Origin of the sequence: Novosphingobium sp. G106 (genome assembly GCF_019075875.1) — a bacterium.
In the GTDB taxonomy this organism is placed as follows: Bacteria; Pseudomonadota; Alphaproteobacteria; order Sphingomonadales; family Sphingomonadaceae; genus Novosphingobium.
Genome location: NZ_JAHOOZ010000002.1, coordinates 135,339 through 153,084, shown reverse-complemented (window position 1 = coordinate 153,084; position 17,746 = coordinate 135,339). Strand labels below are relative to the sequence as shown.

The 17,746-nt window shown below is 65.5% G+C and carries 19 protein-coding genes; 14 read left to right on the top strand and 5 right to left on the bottom strand.

What is annotated here, in order from left to right:
* Positions 1–22 precede the first annotated feature (22 nt).
* Together KRR38_RS30875 and KRR38_RS30870 are read right to left on the bottom strand one after the other, a co-directional pair.
* Complete coding sequence (locus tag KRR38_RS30875; RefSeq protein ID WP_217407662.1) at positions 23–439, bottom strand: UrcA family protein; 417 nt, start codon at positions 437–439, stop codon at positions 23–25.
* A gap of 109 nt (positions 440–548) precedes the next feature.
* Positions 549–1,070 carry an OmpW family outer membrane protein gene (locus tag KRR38_RS30870; RefSeq protein WP_309141217.1) on the bottom strand — a complete coding sequence of 174 codons (522 nt, stop codon included), beginning with the start codon at positions 1,068–1,070 and terminating at the stop codon, positions 549–551.
* 376 nt (positions 1,071–1,446) lie between these two features.
* On the opposite strand from KRR38_RS30870, the gene ccoN reads away from it, so the two are divergent.
* The 12 genes from ccoN to KRR38_RS30810 all read left to right on the top strand — a co-directional run bounded on the left by ccoN (position 1,447) and on the right by KRR38_RS30810 (position 13,216).
* The gene (ccoN, locus tag KRR38_RS30865) at positions 1,447–3,168 is read left to right on the top strand and encodes a cytochrome-c oxidase, cbb3-type subunit I (protein ID WP_217407661.1); all 1,722 of its coding nucleotides are present in this window, start codon (positions 1,447–1,449) and stop codon (positions 3,166–3,168) included.
* Between the two features lie 11 nt (positions 3,169–3,179).
* Positions 3,180–3,941, top strand: a complete 762-nt coding sequence (ccoO, locus tag KRR38_RS30860; protein ID WP_217407660.1) for a cytochrome-c oxidase, cbb3-type subunit II — start codon at positions 3,180–3,182, stop codon at positions 3,939–3,941.
* On the top strand, positions 3,938–4,105 hold the full coding sequence (locus KRR38_RS30855; protein ID WP_217407659.1) for a cbb3-type cytochrome c oxidase subunit 3: 168 nt from the start codon (positions 3,938–3,940) through the stop codon (positions 4,103–4,105). Before ccoO ends, KRR38_RS30855 begins: the two co-directional genes overlap by 4 nt.
* Positions 4,102–5,028, top strand: coding sequence for a cytochrome-c oxidase, cbb3-type subunit III (gene ccoP, locus KRR38_RS30850; protein ID WP_217407658.1), 927 nt, complete (start codon positions 4,102–4,104; stop codon positions 5,026–5,028). Before KRR38_RS30855 ends, ccoP begins: the two co-directional genes overlap by 4 nt.
* The gene (ccoG, locus tag KRR38_RS30845; protein WP_217407657.1) at positions 5,015–6,463 is read left to right on the top strand and encodes a cytochrome c oxidase accessory protein CcoG; all 1,449 of its coding nucleotides are present in this window, start codon (positions 5,015–5,017) and stop codon (positions 6,461–6,463) included. Before ccoP ends, ccoG begins: the two co-directional genes overlap by 14 nt.
* Entirely contained in the window at positions 6,460–6,933 is a 474-nt protein-coding gene (locus KRR38_RS30840; protein ID WP_217407656.1) for a FixH family protein, read from the top strand. Before ccoG ends, KRR38_RS30840 begins: the two co-directional genes overlap by 4 nt.
* A 59-nt stretch (positions 6,934–6,992) precedes the next feature.
* Positions 6,993–9,044 (top strand): heavy metal translocating P-type ATPase, encoded by a 2,052-nt coding sequence (locus KRR38_RS30835; protein ID WP_217407840.1) that lies wholly within the window; start codon positions 6,993–6,995, stop codon positions 9,042–9,044.
* On the top strand, positions 9,041–9,196 hold the full coding sequence (ccoS, locus tag KRR38_RS30830; RefSeq protein ID WP_217407655.1) for a cbb3-type cytochrome oxidase assembly protein CcoS: 156 nt from the start codon (positions 9,041–9,043) through the stop codon (positions 9,194–9,196). Before KRR38_RS30835 ends, ccoS begins: the two co-directional genes overlap by 4 nt.
* On the top strand, positions 9,193–9,417 hold the full coding sequence (locus tag KRR38_RS30825; protein WP_217407654.1) for a hypothetical protein: 225 nt from the start codon (positions 9,193–9,195) through the stop codon (positions 9,415–9,417). The genes ccoS and KRR38_RS30825 overlap by 4 nt, the downstream gene beginning before the upstream one ends.
* A 60-nt stretch (positions 9,418–9,477) precedes the next feature.
* Positions 9,478–10,791, top strand: a complete 1,314-nt coding sequence (hemN, locus tag KRR38_RS30820) for an oxygen-independent coproporphyrinogen III oxidase (protein WP_217407653.1) — start codon at positions 9,478–9,480, stop codon at positions 10,789–10,791.
* Positions 10,792–10,892: 101 nt separating this feature from the next.
* Positions 10,893–11,594, top strand: coding sequence for a Crp/Fnr family transcriptional regulator (locus KRR38_RS30815; protein ID WP_217407652.1), 702 nt, complete (start codon positions 10,893–10,895; stop codon positions 11,592–11,594).
* Between the two features lie 38 nt (positions 11,595–11,632).
* Positions 11,633–13,216 (top strand): MBL fold metallo-hydrolase RNA specificity domain-containing protein, encoded by a 1,584-nt coding sequence (locus tag KRR38_RS30810; RefSeq protein WP_217407651.1) that lies wholly within the window; start codon positions 11,633–11,635, stop codon positions 13,214–13,216.
* A 48-nt stretch (positions 13,217–13,264) separates the two neighbouring features.
* On the opposite strand, the gene KRR38_RS30805 is transcribed toward KRR38_RS30810, so the two are convergent.
* From KRR38_RS30805 to KRR38_RS30795, 3 genes are all read right to left on the bottom strand, one after another.
* On the bottom strand, positions 13,265–14,515 hold the full coding sequence (locus KRR38_RS30805; RefSeq protein ID WP_217407650.1) for an MgtC/SapB family protein: 1,251 nt from the start codon (positions 14,513–14,515) through the stop codon (positions 13,265–13,267).
* Positions 14,516–14,575: 60 nt separating this feature from the next.
* Positions 14,576–15,388 carry a universal stress protein gene (locus tag KRR38_RS30800; RefSeq protein WP_217407649.1) on the bottom strand — a complete coding sequence of 271 codons (813 nt, stop codon included), beginning with the start codon at positions 15,386–15,388 and terminating at the stop codon, positions 14,576–14,578.
* A 76-nt stretch (positions 15,389–15,464) separates the two neighbouring features.
* A complete protein-coding gene (locus KRR38_RS30795; RefSeq protein WP_217407648.1) occupies positions 15,465–16,622 on the bottom strand; it encodes a L,D-transpeptidase family protein in 1,158 nt (385 codons plus the stop codon).
* Positions 16,623–16,743: 121 nt separating this feature from the next.
* Here KRR38_RS30795 and KRR38_RS30790 point away from each other — a divergent pair, with 121 nt between their 5' ends.
* The gene (locus KRR38_RS30790) at positions 16,744–17,148 is read left to right on the top strand and encodes a hypothetical protein (RefSeq protein ID WP_217407647.1); all 405 of its coding nucleotides are present in this window, start codon (positions 16,744–16,746) and stop codon (positions 17,146–17,148) included.
* The gene (locus KRR38_RS30785; protein WP_217407646.1) at positions 17,145–17,723 is read left to right on the top strand and encodes an NAD(P)H-dependent oxidoreductase; all 579 of its coding nucleotides are present in this window, start codon (positions 17,145–17,147) and stop codon (positions 17,721–17,723) included. Before KRR38_RS30790 ends, KRR38_RS30785 begins: the two co-directional genes overlap by 4 nt.
* The last annotated feature ends 23 nt before the right edge of the window (positions 17,724–17,746 follow it).

The following is a 17,746-nucleotide window of genomic DNA, read 5'->3' as shown; positions in this document are numbered from 1 at the left end:
TCGAACTCTGTCCGGGGCAGCGTTACTTTTCCTCTTCTGCCGCCAGCAAGGCCTTCGCTGCCGGGGTGGCCTTGGCGGCGGCGCGAGACACGCAATCGGGATCGGGGCTGAGTGGATAGAGCCGGTCGAGCGTGACGCAGGCGTCGTGCGCGACGCGCTGTATTCGGGTCATCAACCTGGCCGCGCTTTCGGGCTGCTTCAGGTCGAGGTCGCCGTAGAGGACCGAAATCCGCACGACAGTCGTGACAATCTGTGCACCCGTGAACGGGCTCTTTTCGCCGGGCGACGCGGGGAGAGGGGATGGCAGCGTCCGCGGCGCTTCGACGACGATCGCCGGCTCTTCCGCCGGTTGCGCTGCCAAGGCTGCGCCCGGGACAACAATGGCCAGAGCGGCCAACTCGGCCGCCACGACGTAAAATGCGATACGAATAGAGTTCATCGGTCCGTCCCCTTCAAATCCGTGCTTTGCGCTCAGATGAGAGGAAGGGGCCTGCGCCGCGATCCGGAATGTCCCTTAGTCAGGTCATTCCCGGATCGCGGCCGAGAAGTCAGAACCGAAAATAGACCCCGCCACTGACGACCCAGGGGTCGAGCGAATGCTTCGTGGTCAGAGCCTCGGTCCCGCTGACCGTGAAGAAGTGCGCGGTCGTGTCCATGAAATATTTCTTGGCTTCGAGGCTGACGCCCATCCCCGAGCGGTTGATCGGTACGTCAACGCCGGCTTGCAGGGCGACGCCAAGATCGTTGCTCATCCGGACCCGGGTCACGCCGAGCGTGCGCGCGGTCGCGCCGGGCTTCTCGCCGAAGAACATGAACATGCTGGGACCTAGGCCGACATAGGGCCGGACCGGCCCGGCGGCGAGATGATACTTGAAAGTGAGCGTCGCTGGCAGGATCAGCACGTGATCGACGATCCTCGTGCCGGCGATGGCCCCCGCGCCGTCGACATGATGCTGGGTGAAGCAGCAGATCGTCTCGACCGACAGATTCGGCGCCGCGAAATATTCGATCGCGAGCGTCGGTACGACGTTGTCGTCAGCCTTGGTCTGGCTGGCCGCGGGGAGGCCCACGGCGTTCTTCTTCAGCTCGGCGATCTTGCTGTCGGGGCAACACGCCGCTGCCGAGCACCTTGACCTGCCAATGGCCCTCGGCGCCTTCGGCAAAAGCCGGGGTCGCTGCGGCAGCGGCGACGACTGCACTCAATACAATAAAACTGCGCATGATCCTTCATCCGGCGCCGCAGCGTTCGCCCCTCGCGAACCAGGATGTTTGCGGCGTCAGGCGCAATTCTCGCGGCGGTGAACCTGCCGGTGCTTTGATCCCGCGCAAGATCAGGGACTTGTGGAAATTACGGATACGCCGGGATTTTGATTCCCCTCAAGGAAGAGCCTGCAAACGGCGGCCAAGGGGCCTTTCATCTTCATCTCCATCGAGGGGGCGTCTTCCATGGAAACGGTTCTAACGCGCGCCGGCTGGTGGTCGGCGGCGCTGCTCATCGCGATCATGGCCACGGCCAACGCGGCGGACAGCGGCTTTGCGGTCCACATGGTCATCATAGCCATTGCCGCCGGCATCGGTCTGTGGGTTTCGATCAGCCGCGTCGACTACGCAGCGCTGGCGCGCGGCGTCATTCACGCACCGGTCGATCTCGGAAAGTACGACGACGATCCTATCCGCTGGGGGGTCATCGCCACGGTCTTCTGGGGAATGGCCGGCTTCCTGGCGGGCCTCTACATCGCGCTCGAGCTCGCGTTTCCCCTGCTCAACCTCAACCTCGAATGGACGACTTTCGGCCGGCTGCGCCCGCTGCATACCTCGGCGGTCATTTTCGCCTTCGGCGGCAATGCGCTCATCGCGACCTCGTTCTACGTGGTTCAGCGCACCTGCCGGGCAAGGCTCGCCTTTCCCCGCCTCGCCCGCTTCGTTTTCTGGGGCTACCAGCTCTTCATCGTGCTTGCAGCGACGGGGTATCTGCTCGGCATCACCCAGTCGAAGGAATATGCCGAACCCGAATGGTACGTCGACTGGTGGCTGACCGTGGTCTGGCTCGCCTATCTTGCCGTCTTCGTCGGCACGATCGTCAAGCGGTCCGAACCGCATATCTACGTCGCCAACTGGTTCTACCTCGCCTTCATCGTCACCGTGGCCATGCTCCACGTCGTCAACAACATCGACATCCCCGTCAGCCTTCTCGGCTCGAAGAGCTACCCGCTATGGGGCGGGGTCCAGGGAGCCCTGGTGGAGTGGTGGTACGGGCACAATGCTGTCGGCTTCTTCCTCACCGCCGGCTTCCTGGCCATGATGTACTATTTCGTGCCCAAGCAGGCAGAACGGCCGATCTATTCCTACCGGCTCTCGATCATCCACTTCTGGGCGCTCATCTTCCTCTACATCTGGGCGGGACCCCATCATCTTCACTACACCGCCCTGCCCGACTGGGCGCAGACGCTCGGCATGGTCTTCTCGGTGATGCTGTGGATGCCGAGCTGGGGCGGCATGATCAACGGCCTGATGACGCTCAACGGCGCCTGGGATAAGATCCGCACCGATCCGATCATCCGCATGATGGTGATCGCGCTGGCCTTCTACGGCATGAGCACCTTCGAGGGGCCGATGATGTCGATCAAGTCGGTCAACAGCCTCTCGCACTATACCGACTGGACGATCGGCCACGTCCACTCCGGCGCGCTCGGCTGGAACGGCATGATCACTTTCGCGGCGATCTACTATCTCGTCCCCCGCCTCTGGCACCGGGAACGGCTCTATAGCCTTCGCTGGGTGAACTGGCACTTCTGGCTCGCGACCGTGGGCATCGTCTTCTACGCCGCCTCGATGTGGGTCGCGGGGATCACCCAGGGCCTGATGTGGCGCGAATACGGTTCCGACGGCTACCTCGTGAATTCTTTCGTCGATACGGTTGCCGCACTTCACCCGATGTTCGTGCTGCGGGCCTTCGGAGGCCTGCTCTATCTCACCGGCGGCGCGATCATGACGGCCAATGTCTGGCTGACCATCCTGGGCAAGCAGCGCGAGGAAGCCCCCCTCCACCAGGCGAGTTTCGATCCTGCCAGGGATCGTCCGATCACGGCGGCGCGCGCGGTGCCGATCTCGCAGGATGCCGGTCCATCTTCGGGCGGCGATGCAGCCGATCCAGTTCCAGCCGAATGAGGCCAAACGCCATGACCGCCAAGACATCGCCAGTGCTCGAAGGGCACAAGAAGATCGAGCGCAACGTGACGCTGCTCGCCCTGTTCGCCTTCATCGTAGTCGCCATCGGAGGCATCGTCGAGATCGCGCCGCTGTTCTGGATCGACAACACGATCGAGAAGGTCAAGGGCATGCGACCCTATACCCCGCTCGAACAGGCGGGCCGCGACATCTACGTGCGCGAGGGCTGCTATGTCTGCCATAGCCAGATGATCCGGCCCTTCCGCGACGAGGTGGAACGCTATGGCCACTACAGCCTCGCCGCCGAGTCCATGTACGACCATCCCTTCCAGTGGGGCTCGAAACGCACGGGGCCGGACCTCGCCCGCGTCGGTGGTCGCTATTCGGACGAGTGGCACGTCCAGCACCTCAAGGACCCGCGCTCGGTCGTGCCGGAATCGATCATGCCCCCTTACGCGTTCCTCGCCGACAGGGACCTCGATACCGGCGACCAGACGGCAAAGCTGACCGCGCTCTACCGCGTCGGCGTTCCGTATACCAAGGCGGACCTCGCCAAAGCGGAGGCGGACCTCAAGTCGCAGGCCGACCCCGACGCCGACAATATGGACCTCATCAAGCGCTATCCCAAGGCGCAGGCGCGGGACTTCGACGGAGATCCCAAGCGGCTCACTGAAATGGATGCCCTCGTCGCCTATCTCCAGGTGCTGGGAACCATGGTCGATGTCGATGCCGCGGCTGCGCAGGAAGACCTCGCCAAGGAAAAGGGCCGGTGAGCCTCCACTCCACTTATGACGCGCTGCGGCACCTCGCCGACAGCTGGGGCCTGGTCGTGATGGCAGCCGTCTTCCTGGCCTTTGCCGCCTGGCCTTTCCGCCCGGGCGCCGGCGATCGCAACGCCGCGGCAGCCCGCACTATCTTCGAAAGCGACGATCAATGACCAAGCGCATCGACGAACCCACGGGCACCGAGACCGTCGGCCATGAATGGGACGGCATCGAGGAACTCGATACTCCCATGCCGCGCTGGTGGCTCTGGACTTTCTACCTGACCATCCTCTTCGCAGCGGGCTACGTGGTCGCCTATCCGGCGATCCCGCTGCTTCACAAAGGCACCGATGGACTGCTGGGTTGGTCGAGCCGGGGCCAGCTCGCCGCCGAGATCGCGCAGGCCAATGCCGGCCGCGAGGGCGTGCTCCGTCAGATCGCCGCTACCCCGATCGACCAGCTGCCGGGCAAGCCCGCATTGATGCAGGCTGCCGTTGCGGGCGGGCGCGCCGCCTTTCGCGTCAACTGTGTGCAGTGCCATGGTGCTGGCGCCGCGGGCGTTCCCGGTCTCTATCCCAATCTCAACGACGACGACTGGCTCTGGGGCGGCAATCTCAAGGAAATCGAACAAACGATAACCCACGGCATCCGGCAGCCTGGCGACGACCAGACCCGCAGCAGCCTCATGCCCTCGTTCGGCCGCGATGCGATGCTGACCCCCAGCCAGATCGAGGACGTCGTGAGCCACGTCCGAAACCTGTCCGGCAAGGAAAGGCCAAGCGCGTCATCGACGCGGGGCGCTGCGATCTTCGCCGATAATTGCGCGGCCTGCCACGGCCCCGCCGGGCATGGTGGCCGGCAGGTCGGCGCACCCAATCTTACCGACGCCATCTGGCTCTATGGCGGCAGCCGCGAGGCGATCGCGGCGAGCGTTACGAACGCCCACGCCGGCGTGATGCCGGCATGGGCGCACCGCCTCGATGCGGTCACCATCAGAATGCTGGCAGCCTATGTCCACTCGCTGGGCGGCGGCGAGGGCTTCGCGGCCCCGCCGCCAGCGCCAAGTTCGGGAGCGCCGGCCGATGCCAGGCCTTGAAGCTCCTCCAGTCGCCCCGTTCTACGAGAAGCGAAAGTCCGTCTTCCCCAAGGCGATCGATGGAAAGTTTCGCCGGATCAAGTGGCTGTGGATGGGTGTCACGCTTGCGATCTACTACGTGACGCCCTGGCTGCGGTGGAACCGCGGCCCCTATGCGCCCAGCCAGGCGGTCCTCGTCGATCTGGCGCACCGGCGTTTCTACATGTTCGGCATCGAGATCTGGCCTCAGGAGTTCTATTTCGTCGCGGGCCTTCTCATCATGGCCGGCATCGGCCTGTTTCTGGTGACGAGCGCAGTCGGGCGCGCCTGGTGCGGCTATTCCTGCCCGCAGACCGTCTGGACGGATTTGTTCCAGCATGTCGACCGCATCGTCGACGGCGATCGCAATGCCCAGATACGGCTGCAGAGCGGACCGTGGAATGCTCAGAAGATCGGCAAGCGCGCAGTCAAATGGTCGATCTATCTTTTCATCAGCTTCTGGACCGGCGGCGCGTGGATCCTCTATTTCGCCGACGCCCCCACGCTCGTGCGCGACTTCTGGGCGGGTGAGGCAGCGCCGGTAGCCTATGCAACGGTTGCGGCACTGACGGCGACGACCTTCGTCCTTGGCGGCTTCCTGCGCGAGCAGGTCTGCATCTACATGTGTCCCTGGCCGCGCATTCAGTCGGCGATGCTCGACGAGAATTCGCTCATCGTCACCTACAAGGATTGGCGCGGGGAACCGCGCGGCAGCGTCAAGCAGGCAAGCGGCGCGGCGCCCCCGCTGGGCGACTGCGTCGACTGCAACCAATGCGTTGCCGTCTGTCCCACCGGTATCGACATCCGGGACGGACCGCAGATCGGCTGCATCACCTGCGCGCTCTGCATCGATGCCTGCGATGCCGTCATGGCCCAGGTCGGCCGCAGCCGCCGTCTGATCGACTACGTGACGCTCGAAGGGGCGGAAGCGGAAAAGGCGGGCGCGGCCCCGCAGAACGTGCTGGAGACGATCCTGCGTCCGCGAACGCTCGTTTACTTCGGCATTTGGTGTGCGATCGGTCTCGCCTTGCTGTTCGCGCTCGGCGTGCGGCGGCACATCGACCTGTCGGTCGCGAAAGATCGCAATCCGCCGTTCATGGTGCTGAGCGACGGATCGCTGCGCAACGCCTTCACCGTGAAACTGCTCAATATGGAAAGCCGCCCCCGCCCCATGGAGATTGGCCTTTCCGGCCTGCCGGGCGCGGTGATGTGGCGCGACGACATGCCGCGGTCTGCCGCGAGCCGCGTTCTGCGACAAAAGGTCGAGGCGGACCAGGTGTCGGTCCTGCGCGTCTATGTTGCCGCGCCTCCCGGCAGCTTGCCTCAGGATTTCAGCTTCATGCTTCGCGCTCTCGATAAGGAAGGGGAAGGCGACGCGCACACGACCCGTTTTGATGCTCCGGGAGAATCCGAATGAACGATCCAGCGCCCCGCCCTTTCACCGGCCGGCACATGGCCATGATCATGGTCTCGTTCTTCTCCGTCGTCATCGCCGTCAACGTTTTCATGGCGCGAGAGGCCATTTCCACGTTCAGCGGCGTCGTGGTCGAGAACTCCTATGTCGCCAGCCAGCACTTCAATCGCTGGCTCGACGAGGCCCGCGCCGAGCGTGCCCTGGGCTGGAAAGCCGCTATTTCGCGGCGCAGCGACGACCGCGTCGAACTGGCCCTGTCGGGCATGGCGGCCGCGCCGGCGGCTGTCTTCGCCGTAGCGCGCCACCCTCTCGGGCGCGCTCCCGACGTGGCCCTGCGCTTTCTTCCAGGCGGCGGAGGCCGCTGGCTGTCGGTGCAGCCGCTCCCGCCTGGCCGCTGGCGCCTGCGCATCGAGGTTCGAAGCGCGGCAACCAAGGGCACGACGACCTGGCGCAGCGAGGGAGACGTGCGGTGAACGCCGCGGTCTCCATCGTCGACGAGCCCTTGGCCGAGACCGTCCTCGTCGTCCCCGGCATGCATTGCGCGAGCTGCATGGCTAAGGTCGAGCGGGGCCTCGAGCAATTGCCGGCCGTCGCCAAGGCGAGGGTCAACCTTTCCGTACGCCAGGTGCGCGTCGCGCATCATCCGGCGCTGACAGCACCCGAACTCGTCGCAGCGCTCGAGGCTATCGGTTTCGTCAGTCAGCCGCGCCTTGAAGATGCCGGTCCCGCGGCTTCGGCCGTCAGACCCCTGCTCGCCCCGCTTGCAGTGGCGGGATTCGCATCGATGAACGTGATGCTGATGTCGGTCTCCATCTGGTCGGGCGCCGATGGCGGCACGCGTGACCTGTTCCACTGGATCTCAGCGCTGATCGGGGTCCCGGCGACCGCCTATGCCGGCCGGCCCTTCTTCGCTTCGGCCTGGAGAGCGCTCAGGCGGCTGCACACCAACATGGACGTGCCGATATCGATCGGCATCCTGCTTGCCACCGCGCTCAGCCTCTATGAGACGATGACTCACGGCCGCACCGCGTGGTTCGACGGCACCTTGATGCTCCTTCTGTTCCTGCTCGCGGGCCGTGCGCTCGACGCGATGATGCGCGACCGGGCAAGGGCCGGTGTGGATGCGCTCCTGCGCCAGGCTGCTCCTGGTGCACTGGTCCTGACGCCGGAGGGAGAGCTCGCCTGGACCGAGGCCCGCGACCTCGAGCCTGGCATGCTCATGCGCGTTGCCGCAGGAGAGCGACTGGCCGCCGACGGAGAAATCGTTGCGGGCCGGACCAGCCTAGACCAGTCGCTCCTGACCGGCGAAAGCGCGCCCGTCCCGGCCAGTGTGGGCGAAGCGGTGCATGCAGGTACACTCAACCTCGATGCGCCCATCGACGTGCGGGTTTCCGCGACCGGCGAGGACACCTCGCTTGCCGAGATCGCGCGGCTGATGGAGGCGGCCGGGCAGTCGCGCTCGTCCTACGTACGCATAGCCGATCGTGCCGCGGGGCTCTACGCTCCCGCCGTACATACGCTGGCGCTTGCAAGCTTCGCGGGCTGGATGATCGCAGGAGCCGGACTTTACCAGTCGACCGTGATTGCGATCGCCGTCCTTATCATCACCTGCCCCTGCGCGATCGGGCTCGCGGTGCCGGTTGCACAGGTGGTCGCCTGCGGCGCGCTCATGCGGCAAGGGGTGATGGTCAAGGACGGCAGCGCGCTCGAGCGCCTCGCCCGCGTCGATCGCGCCCTGATCGACAAGACCGGATCCTTGACCATGGGCCGCCCGGCGCCCGATGCCATCGCGCTCGTAGCACTCTCGCAGAGGGACGCAGGAATCGCGCTGGCCCTGGCCTCCCACAGCCGCCATCCGCTGTCGCGCGCTCTCGCAGATGCCTTGGCCGGTCATTCGCCCGCTCCGCTCACCGACGTGACCGAAACCCCTGGCTACGGTGTGCGAGGCGTCTGGAACGGTCGGCCCGCGGCGCTGCGGCGTCCAGACAGCGCTGGGACGATCGCGGTCGCCCTCGACATCGCCGGCGAGCCGGTGCGGCTCATCGCCTTCAGTGATCTCCTGCGCCCGGACTGCAGGACCGCGATCGACGAATTGGCTCGTCTCGGCGTTCCGTCCTCGATCCTTTCGGGCGACAACGCGCGCTCCGTCGCCGAGGTCGCGCGCGCCATCGGCCTCACCGGGCAGGCAAGCGCCAGTCCCCGGGACAAGACCGAGGCGATCGTTCGGCTGCAGAACGGCGGCCACAGCGTGCTGATGGTAGGCGACGGGCTCAACGATGGTCCCGCCCTCGCCGCCGCCGACGCTTCGATCGCGCCGGGCACGGCCAGCGACGCCGGCCGCCAGGCGGCGGATATCGTCTTCCTCGGAGACTCGCTGAGCGCCCTTCCGCGTTCGCTGCGGACCGCGCGCCGGACCATGCGCGTGGTACGGGAGAACTTCGCGCTCGCCGTCGGCTACAACGTCCTTGCCGTGCCGCTGGCGATCTTCGGCTACGTGACGCCGCTGATCGCGGCCGTGGCCATGGCGACAAGCTCGATTCTCGTGATCACCAATTCGCTTCGCCTGGTGAGGGCGGCGCGATGACCAGCCTTGCCGCTCTGATACCCATCGCGCTGTTCCTCGGGCTCTGCGGCCTCGCCGCCTTCTTCTGGGCGCTTCGGGAAGGCCAGTTCGACGACCTCGAAGGTGCGGCCAGCCGCATCCTGATCGACGAGGAGGGCGAGGAACTGCCATGAGCTGGCGCACCGTCTTTGCGCTGCTCAGCCTGGGTCCCGCGGCGCTCACGGCAACGGTTCCGGCCGCGATGGCGGTCTCCGCCCCGACCTGCGCCGGCGGCTACCGTGTGGCAATCATACCCTTCGCTCCTGGCGCGCCCGCACGCGAAGGGACGCAGCCCTGCTGCGCCAAGGGCTGTCACACCGGCGGCTCGCGCAAAAGACGGTATCGCTGCTGCTGACTCCGCAATTTTTGACCTGCCGCAATGAACAAGGCCCGGCCCTCTGCCAAGCAAAGCGGCATGTGGCATTATCATCCCGATCTGCTCGCCGCGCCCGTCCCGCGCTACACCAGCTTCCCGACGGCGGCAGAGTTCGGGCCGAGCGTCGGCGCCGGGGAGTTCGAGGCGGCGCTCGCCCGGACGAGCGGCGATGTGTCGCTCTACGTCCATATTCCTTTCTGCGAGGAAATCTGCTGGTACTGCGGTTGCAACACCGGCCGCAGCAATCGCCACGCGCGGCTGGCGAGCTATCTCGATGCGCTGCACCGCGAGATCGCCCTCGTAGGGACGCTGCTCCCTCCATCCGCCAAGGTTCGCCGCCTCGCTTTTGGCGGAGGCAGCCCGAATGCGATTGCACCCACGGACTTCGTCCGCCTCATGCTCTCTCTTACCCATGCCTTCGCGCTCTCTAACCCGGTCATATCGATCGAACTGGATCCGCGCTCGCTCGATGAGGCCTGGGGCACCGCGCTCGCCGGCGTCGGCGTGACGCAGGCAAGCCTCGGCGTCCAGACGACGGATGCCGGAATCCAAGCGGCAATCGGCAGAATACAGCCTCTGCATCTCGTCGAGGCCTGCTGCGACCTCTTGCGCAAGGCGGGCGTGACGTCGCTCAACTTCGACCTCATGTACGGCCTGCCCGGCCAGACCGCCGCCGCGCTTGAAGATACGCTTCGCGAGGCCGTGCGCATGGGTGCCGATCGCATGGCTCTTTTCGGCTACGCCCATGTCCCGCACATGCTTGCGCGTCAGCGGCGCATCGATGCCAGCGCGCTGCCCGACCAGCAAACCCGGTTTCGCATGGCAGAGCAAGGATACAGCCATCTCGTCGCTGCCGGTTACCTGCCGGTCGGGTTCGATCACTTTGCCCTGCCGGGCGATCCTCTGGCCAAGGCGGTGCAGGACGGCCGCCTCCATCGCAATTTTCAGGGTTTCACGGACGACGCGGCCCCGGTGCTCGTCGGTCTCGGTGCCTCTGCGATCAGCGCGTTTCCCGAAATCATCGTCCAGAACGAGAAGAACGCGGGCCGATACCAGATGTTGCTGTCGCAGGACCGGTTGACCAGTATTCGCGGCATAGATCGCTCCCGGGTGGATCAATCCCGCGCCAGGATCATCGAAGACCTGCTTTGCCACGGCCGGGCGGAAATCGACGAAACCTTGCTGGGGGAGACGGCTTCGCGCCTGGCCCCATTCATCGAGAAAGGGCTGGTCGAACGCCAGTCGAGCGGACTCGTCCTGCGGGAGGAAGCGCGTCCTTATGCGCGTTCGGTCGCTGCCCTGTTCGATCCCTACCGAGCCGACCCCATCCAGCGCTTCAGCACCGCGATCTGAGCGATTCCAACTTCAGACCCCTTCGGTAAATTACGGATACCTGGCTGCGAACCGCCGGCCGATAGCATTTGCAACGAAAAGATCGACGAGGCGGTGAGATAATGAATGCCTGTGCCCAATGCTCTGTCCGCGAGACGGCAATCTGCAGTTCGCTGTCGCCAGAGGAACTCGGCGCGCTCAACAGTCTGGGCCGTCATCAGCTGCTCAGGCGCGGCCAGACCATGGTCTGGCAGGGCGACGAGTCGCTGCTCGTGGGCAATGTCATCGAAGGCGTTCTCAAGCTCAGTTCATCGACGGTCGATGGCCGCGAGCAGACGCTCGGGATCATCTTTCCCAGCGACTTCATCGGCCGGCCCTTCGGTCCGACCGCAACCCACTCCGTCGTTGCCCTGACCGATGCCCAGGTCTGCACGTTCCGGCGCTCGGCCTTCGACGAGTTCGCCCAGCAGCACCCCCACCTCGAGCATAGCCTGCTTCAGCGTACGCTGACCGAGCTCGACCGCACGCGGCAATGGATGCTACTGCTGGGCCGCAAAAGCGCTACGGGGCGCGTGGCCTCCTTTCTCCTCGAAATGGCAAAGCGGGCAACACCCTATGCGGGCGCCGGAGGCGGGGCGGAAACGATCGAGTTCGACCTGCCGCTCGGCCGGCAGGACATCGCCGACCTCCTTGGCCTTACGATCGAGACGGTCAGCCGCCAGCTTACGGGTCTCAGGGACCAGGGGATAATAGCCATCCCCAACCGCAGGGCGATCGAGGTCCTGGACATGGAGCGCCTCGAGAGCTGCGCCGAAGAAGCCTAGGCCGGCCAATTCACCTCAGACACGACATTGGAGACGAGATGACCGCTCCCACTCTTACGATCCACGGCGCGGCGCAGACCGTCACGGGCTCCTGCTTCGAATATGCCTTTGGCGGCCGGAGAATCCTGGTCGACTGCGGCCTGTTCCAGGGCTCTCGCAGCCTCGAGGCCCTCAATCGCGCGCCGTGGGATTTCGATCCCAAGCAGATCGCCGCAGTGCTCGTGACCCACGCCCATATCGACCATAGCGGACTCCTGCCTCGCCTGATCGCGGAAGGTTACGACGGACCAATATGGTGCACCCGGCCCACGAGCGACCTCCTCGCAGTCATGCTGCCCGATGCCGCGCGGATCCAGGAACAGGACGTGGAGAGGCGTAACCGCCGCGCAGACCGCGCCGACGAGAACGGCATCGAGCCGATCTACACCGTGGAGGATGCCTCGCGCGTCCTCAAGCTCATCCAGACTGTCGAGCTCGGCAAGCCGTTCACGCCCTGCCCTGGCATATCCGCCCAGTTCTGGAACGCCGGCCACATCCTCGGTGCCGTTTCCATAGAGATCAGCGCGGGCGACGTGCGCACGCTCTTCTCCGGCGACCTGGGCCCTGAAAACAAGAGCTTTCATCCGGACCCCTCCGCGCCTTCGGGCTTCGATCATGTCATCTGCGAAAGCACCTACGGTGATCGCGACAGGGACACGGTCACGATCCCGCAGCGGCGCGATCTTCTCGAGGCGGAAGTATCCGCAGCGCTAGGACGCGGCGGAAATCTGGTCATTCCCGTGTTCGCGCTCGAGCGCACGCAGGAACTACTCCTCGATCTCGCCATGCTTATCAACACGGGCAAGCTTCGCGGGATCTCGGTTTTCATCGACTCCCCCCTCGCAAGCAGGGCCACCGAAGTTTTCTGGCGTCATCGCGGCGAGCTTGAGGACCTCGGCGGCGCGGAGATATTCAAGCATCCCTCGTTCCATTTCGTCGAAAGCACGCTGGAATCGATGCACCTCAACACCGTGTCGGGAGCCGTGATCCTCGCCGCCTCCGGCATGTGCGAGGCTGGACGGATCCGCCACCATCTCCTTCACAATCTCCCCCGGCGCGATTCGACGGTCCTCTTCGTCGGTTTCCAGTCGCAGGGCAGCCTGGGCCGGGCCATCGTCGACGGCGCGGAGCGCGTGCGGATTTCAGGGCGCGACGTTGCGGTTCGCGCTCAGATACGGCGGATCGATAGCTATTCGGCGCATGCCGATCGCAGCGAGCTCATGGATTGGATCAGGAAGCGCTCGCCGATCGCGGGCACCCTGTTCCTCGACCACGGCGAGGCAGGCGCGATTGACGCGCTGCGCCAAGAGATGGCGAAGACCTATCCAAGCGTGGTCGCATTCGAGATCGGCGAAACCTTCGAGCTGTGCGCCGGAGCGCCGGCACGGCGCCTCTGCTCCGGCAAGGCGGAGCTGAGGTCCGTGCTCGCCAAGGATTGGCAGAACGCTTACGCGGACTTCAGCGCCAATCTGAAGCGCGAGCTCCAGCGGATCGAATCCGCCGAAAAGCGAGCGGAAGCGATCAAGCTGATGCGCGAAGTCATTGATGGCATGGCTGAATTCCGCGAGCGCAGAAAAGCCTGAAACGAGAGCGCCTTCTCTCCATTCGTCCCGGCGCTTCTGTTACGCTCGCTAGAACCATACCCATCCCACTCCGGCAAAAATGGCAAGCGCGGTGACGGCCAGACTGGCCGCAGCCAGGCCGGCCCGCCGTCCCGCCACTGCCAGCACGACGCCCAGCTTCAGCAGGGTATTGAACAGGACGGGGCCGACGATGGCCAAGGCGGCGAGCGGCTGCGCGAGCGTGCCCGCCGGAAGCGCCCCGACAGCCGCAACCGAGCTGTCGACGTCGACCATCCCGCCAAGAGCTATGACGAGTGCTCCGCTTTCGCTGCCATAGCGTTGCCCGGCCCAGCGCGCGCCGAAGGACAGCGCCGCGACGAGCCCGGCAAAGAGAAAGGCCAGGGCCAGGCTCGGGGGCCGCGCAACGGTCTCACGTTCCCCAGCGCCGGCAAGCGCCCGCTTCAGGCTGAGAGCAAGGACGACCAGGGACACTGCAAGCGCTGGACCGAGCAAGCGCAGGAGATCCCCCGCAACTGCGGGAGCGATGGCAAGGGTCAATACGATCACGCGAACGAGCATGATCGTCGAGGCGAGCGAGACCGCGCCGTCGTCGGCCGGACTGGTTCCGCTTTCCCGGATTCGCCGTGCCGCCTCGATAGTGACGGCGGTCGAGGATACGAGCGCACCGACCAAGGCGGCCATGAGGGGCCCACGCCGTCCGCCCTGCCAGCGGGCCAGGACATATCCGCCGAAGGAAATGGCCCCGACTACGACGACCACGAACCATATCCGGCGCGGATTGATCCCGCCCCACGGTCCGATGTCCGCGTCGGGCAGGATCGGAAGAATGAGGAACGTGACGAGCGCCAGCCGGAGAAGCGCGGTCATTTCCGCCTGGCTCGTGCGGCCGATCGCGCCGTGCAAGGCCTCGCGCGACGCCAAGAGGGCTACCGCCGCGCCAGCACCGACGCAGGCCAGGGCCATGTAGCCGGCTGCCGCCAATCCCCCGAGCAGTATCGTGGTGACGCCGGCGATGGCCGAAGTGGCGCTCAGATGCGCGGCGGAGCGCATCTCGCTGTGATAGCCGATGAGCAGCATGGCAATCGCCCCCAGAAGGACGAGGAAAGCGAGCGCGCCGAGGCCATGGGCCGAAGCGATCGTGGCGAGGCCGCCGAGAAGACCCAGGAGCGCAAAAGTGCGCACTCCGGCGACCCGGGTGCCCGGCTCCTCGTGGCGCATGCGCCAGCCGCGCTCTGCTCCGATCAGAAGGCCGATCGCGGTCGCGAGAGCGAGCCCGCGCGCACTGGCCGCGATGTCCATGACGGAAGCCCCGCTCGGCAAGCCAGCAACGGAACTTGCGAATGGCTCCATTGCGGCCGCTTAATGCGCGAACAGCATGGGAAACGATGCAGCTTCGAGCAGTTCGCGTGTCACGCCGCCGAATGCTGCCTCGCGCAGCCGGGCATGCCCATAGGCGCCGAGGACCAGGTAGTCCCCCTCGATACTTGCAACGATGCTCTGCAGGACATCGCTGACACCGTGTCCATCGGCCTGCCATTCGCTCGTGAAAGGGATCACGCCGTGTGCCACCAGATAGGCTGTCGGCCGCTCGGCCGAGACACGAATGCCATCGCGAATCACGGTTACCACTTCGACGGACCGCGCCTTTTGCAGCAGCGGTCTTGACGCCCGCAGGGCGTGGGATGCCGCCGGCGAACCATCCCAGGCGACGACAGCCGCTCCCGCGCAGTCGAAGTCGCCCGTCCCCTCCGGGATCGCCAGTACCGCCGACGGTATGGCCGTTGCCACATCGGCGACGAGCGATCTCATCTCATGGCCGCCGGGCCCATTCGTAAGTCCGACCACCACGAGATCGACCAGTTGCCCCAGGTCGACAAGCGCAAGCGTGGCGTCACATTGGCGGTCCAGCCATGACGGCATGAACCCCGACGCCTCGAGCTGCTTCCTGACCAGCGCGCGGCGCTGCTCTGCCTGCCAGTGAAGCTCTCCGAGACGCTGACGCGGCGAAGCCGGCCAGAGGCCGAAGTAGCTCTGTTGCGCGATGAGATTGGCGGCGGGCGCGGCTTGATAGCAGCTCAGGCTGGCGCCGAACAATCGCGCCACCGACACGGCCGCGCGAAGCCTGGCGTCCATCGCGGGGTCATCCCCGACATGCAGCAAAACCGATTTCATAGCGGGCCTTTCCAGGAGACGATCGGGCTTCTTCTCGCGCCGCCGCGGCCCAGTCACTTAGGAATATTCCGGATGGTCAGGGTACTTCGTCGAGTTCGCGGTCCACGAGCGAGGCCACGACCGGACCATCCCGCCCATAGATGTCGGGGAAGGTCGCTAAGTCGCCGTTGTCCTCGATCGCGGCGGTGAAGTAGGCCACATAGATCGGAAGCGGGCTCGCAAGGTTGGATTGCACGGTGCGGCCCTCAGCGATAGCCTGGTCGATCTCGCGCCTGCCAACTCCGCCAAGGAGTGACGCCGCGAGGCCGGCCGCGTCCTGCACCCGGATGCAACCGTGGCTGAACGCTCGCACATCCTGGTCGAAGAGCGGCTTGCTCGGCGTGTCGTGCAGGTAGACACTGTAGGGATTGGGCATGACGAGTTTGACTTGGCCCAAGGCATTGTCAGGCCCGGGAGCCTGGCGGTATCGCCCGCCGGCCATGACGTACCCCCTCGCCTGCGCCTGAGCCGGATGGTTTCGCAGGAGCGCGCCGACGCTCTCGCGCACGATGCTTTCGGGTACCTGCCACCAGGGGTTGAAGACGACGCCGGAAGCCTTTGCGGCGAACTGCGGTGTGGGGGTCGAGCGCTTTCCGACGATGACCCGGCGCCGCTCGATCACGCGGCCTTGGTCGACCAGACTGACCGTGAATGCCGGAACGTTGACCAGCAGGTATCGGGTGCCGAGGTCGCGTGGCATCCAGCGCCAGCGCTCGAGATTGGCGCGCAGCCGCTCTATTCCTGCCTTGTCACGTGGCGGCGTGGTCGCAAGCGCTGCCTTGAGCAGCCTGTACTGCCGGTGCTGGGGAACGAGGCTCATCAGCGTCTGGCGAACCTCGTGGGTCGCAAGAGCCCGCGCCAGCAGGCCCCGTGCTGCGGGATCGCCAAGCGCCGGACCGTCAATGTGCCAGGCGACCGTGCTGCGATCGCGCAGGTGGCCATTGCCGAGGTCGCCTGCCAGGCGAAGAAAGGCCGCCGACGCGCGCTCGCTCCAGTCGCTTTCGCCGCCTCTGGAAATGGCATCCTGAAGCGCGCGCATATCGTAGTCGGCGGGATCGAGGCCATCGCTGCCGATGGCCTCGATCACCGCGAGGAGTTCCGCCGCATCCGTGCGAGGCCACGGTTCCGCTGACCGTGCCGGCGACGAGACGCCGCACAGCAAAATCAGGAATATCGGCAAGACGATGCGTGACATGAGGCCCCCACTCCGGGCCGCGTCAGGCACGGCCGAGGGCGAGAACTAGGACGTCGGCGCTGCGAGCCTATTAGGAACATCCCGTATTGGGCGCGCCAATCCAGCTGGGCAATCTTCCGGCATGACATGGAAGACCATTCGCCTCGAACTGGCCCGAACCGAGGACCATCCGGAAGGATCGTCCCGCCACATCTATATCCTGCACCTCCCGCTGTCGGAGGATGGAATGATCGACGAAACCGAACTGGGCCACCAGCGCGGGCAGGCGACCGTGCGCAAACACTGGGGCGAGGATCATCCGAGAAACGGCTACGTCGTGCGAACTCCTGCGGGGTGGGCGTTGTCCTACGAGCGCGGTCCCGACGACGACGAGACGCTGTTCCACCTCGAGAATCATAGCTTGAAGGTCGGCGAATACATTACGGTCGCCGACACGGACGGCGTCCTGTGGCCTTTGCGGGTCGTAACGTCTCTGGCGCTTGCCGATGCGCCGTCGGGGAGCTTCGGAGGAACGAAGGGATCGTGACGCGGATCGCGATCATCGACGGCCATCCAGATCCGGCTCCGGAGCGCTTCGTCCACGCCTTGGCCAAAGCCTATGCCTCCTCCGCGCTCGAAGCCGGGCACGAGGTCCGGCGCGTGGATGTCGCGCAAATGGACTTTCCGCTCCTGCGCTCGGCGCGGGAATGGGAAGATGGACCGCCGTGCGCCACTATTCGGCGCGCACAGGAGGACCTGATCTGGGCCGACCACGTCGTGCTTGCCTATCCCTTGTGGCTTGGCGACGTTCCTGCCTTGCTCAAGGGTTTCCTGGAACAGGTTGCCCGACCGGGATTCGCGATCGCGCGGTCCGGTGGGACCGGACCCTCCAGGCTTCTTGCAGGAAGATCGGCGCGCATCATCGTGACGATGGGAATGCCCGATCTGTTCTATCGGCTCGTCTACCGCGCGCACAGCCTCAAAAGCTTGGAGCGCAACGTCCTCGGGTTCGTGGGGTTTTCTCCTGTGCGTCACTCGATCGTCGGCAATGTCGAGAAAAGCGACGAACACCGGAAGAAGTGGCTCAGGCGGGTGGCGGCACTGGCTCTGGAAGCCATCTGAATCCGATCTTGGCGCGGCGCCCC

Coding starts and splice junctions, on each gene's coding strand:
- KRR38_RS30795 (WP_217407648.1), bottom strand. CDS start 16,622: ATGTCACGCATCGTCTTGCCGATATTCCTGATTTTGCTGTGCGGCGTC.
- ccoN (WP_217407661.1), top strand. CDS start 1,447: ATGGAAACGGTTCTAACGCGCGCCGGCTGGTGGTCGGCGGCGCTGCTC.
- KRR38_RS30810 (WP_217407651.1), top strand. CDS start 11,633: ATGACCGCTCCCACTCTTACGATCCACGGCGCGGCGCAGACCGTCACG.
- ccoO (WP_217407660.1), top strand. CDS start 3,180: ATGACCGCCAAGACATCGCCAGTGCTCGAAGGGCACAAGAAGATCGAG.
- KRR38_RS30790 (WP_217407647.1), top strand. CDS start 16,744: ATGACATGGAAGACCATTCGCCTCGAACTGGCCCGAACCGAGGACCAT.
- hemN (WP_217407653.1), top strand. CDS start 9,478: ATGTGGCATTATCATCCCGATCTGCTCGCCGCGCCCGTCCCGCGCTAC.
- ccoG (WP_217407657.1), top strand. CDS start 5,015: ATGCCAGGCCTTGAAGCTCCTCCAGTCGCCCCGTTCTACGAGAAGCGA.
- KRR38_RS30835 (WP_217407840.1), top strand. CDS start 6,993: ATGCATTGCGCGAGCTGCATGGCTAAGGTCGAGCGGGGCCTCGAGCAA.
- KRR38_RS30815 (WP_217407652.1), top strand. CDS start 10,893: ATGAATGCCTGTGCCCAATGCTCTGTCCGCGAGACGGCAATCTGCAGT.
- ccoS (WP_217407655.1), top strand. CDS start 9,041: ATGACCAGCCTTGCCGCTCTGATACCCATCGCGCTGTTCCTCGGGCTC.
- KRR38_RS30840 (WP_217407656.1), top strand. CDS start 6,460: ATGAACGATCCAGCGCCCCGCCCTTTCACCGGCCGGCACATGGCCATG.
- ccoP (WP_217407658.1), top strand. CDS start 4,102: ATGACCAAGCGCATCGACGAACCCACGGGCACCGAGACCGTCGGCCAT.
- KRR38_RS30825 (WP_217407654.1), top strand. CDS start 9,193: ATGAGCTGGCGCACCGTCTTTGCGCTGCTCAGCCTGGGTCCCGCGGCG.
- KRR38_RS30800 (WP_217407649.1), bottom strand. CDS start 15,388: ATGAAATCGGTTTTGCTGCATGTCGGGGATGACCCCGCGATGGACGCC.
- KRR38_RS30805 (WP_217407650.1), bottom strand. CDS start 14,515: ATGGACATCGCGGCCAGTGCGCGCGGGCTCGCTCTCGCGACCGCGATC.
- KRR38_RS30875 (WP_217407662.1), bottom strand. CDS start 439: ATGAACTCTATTCGTATCGCATTTTACGTCGTGGCGGCCGAGTTGGCC.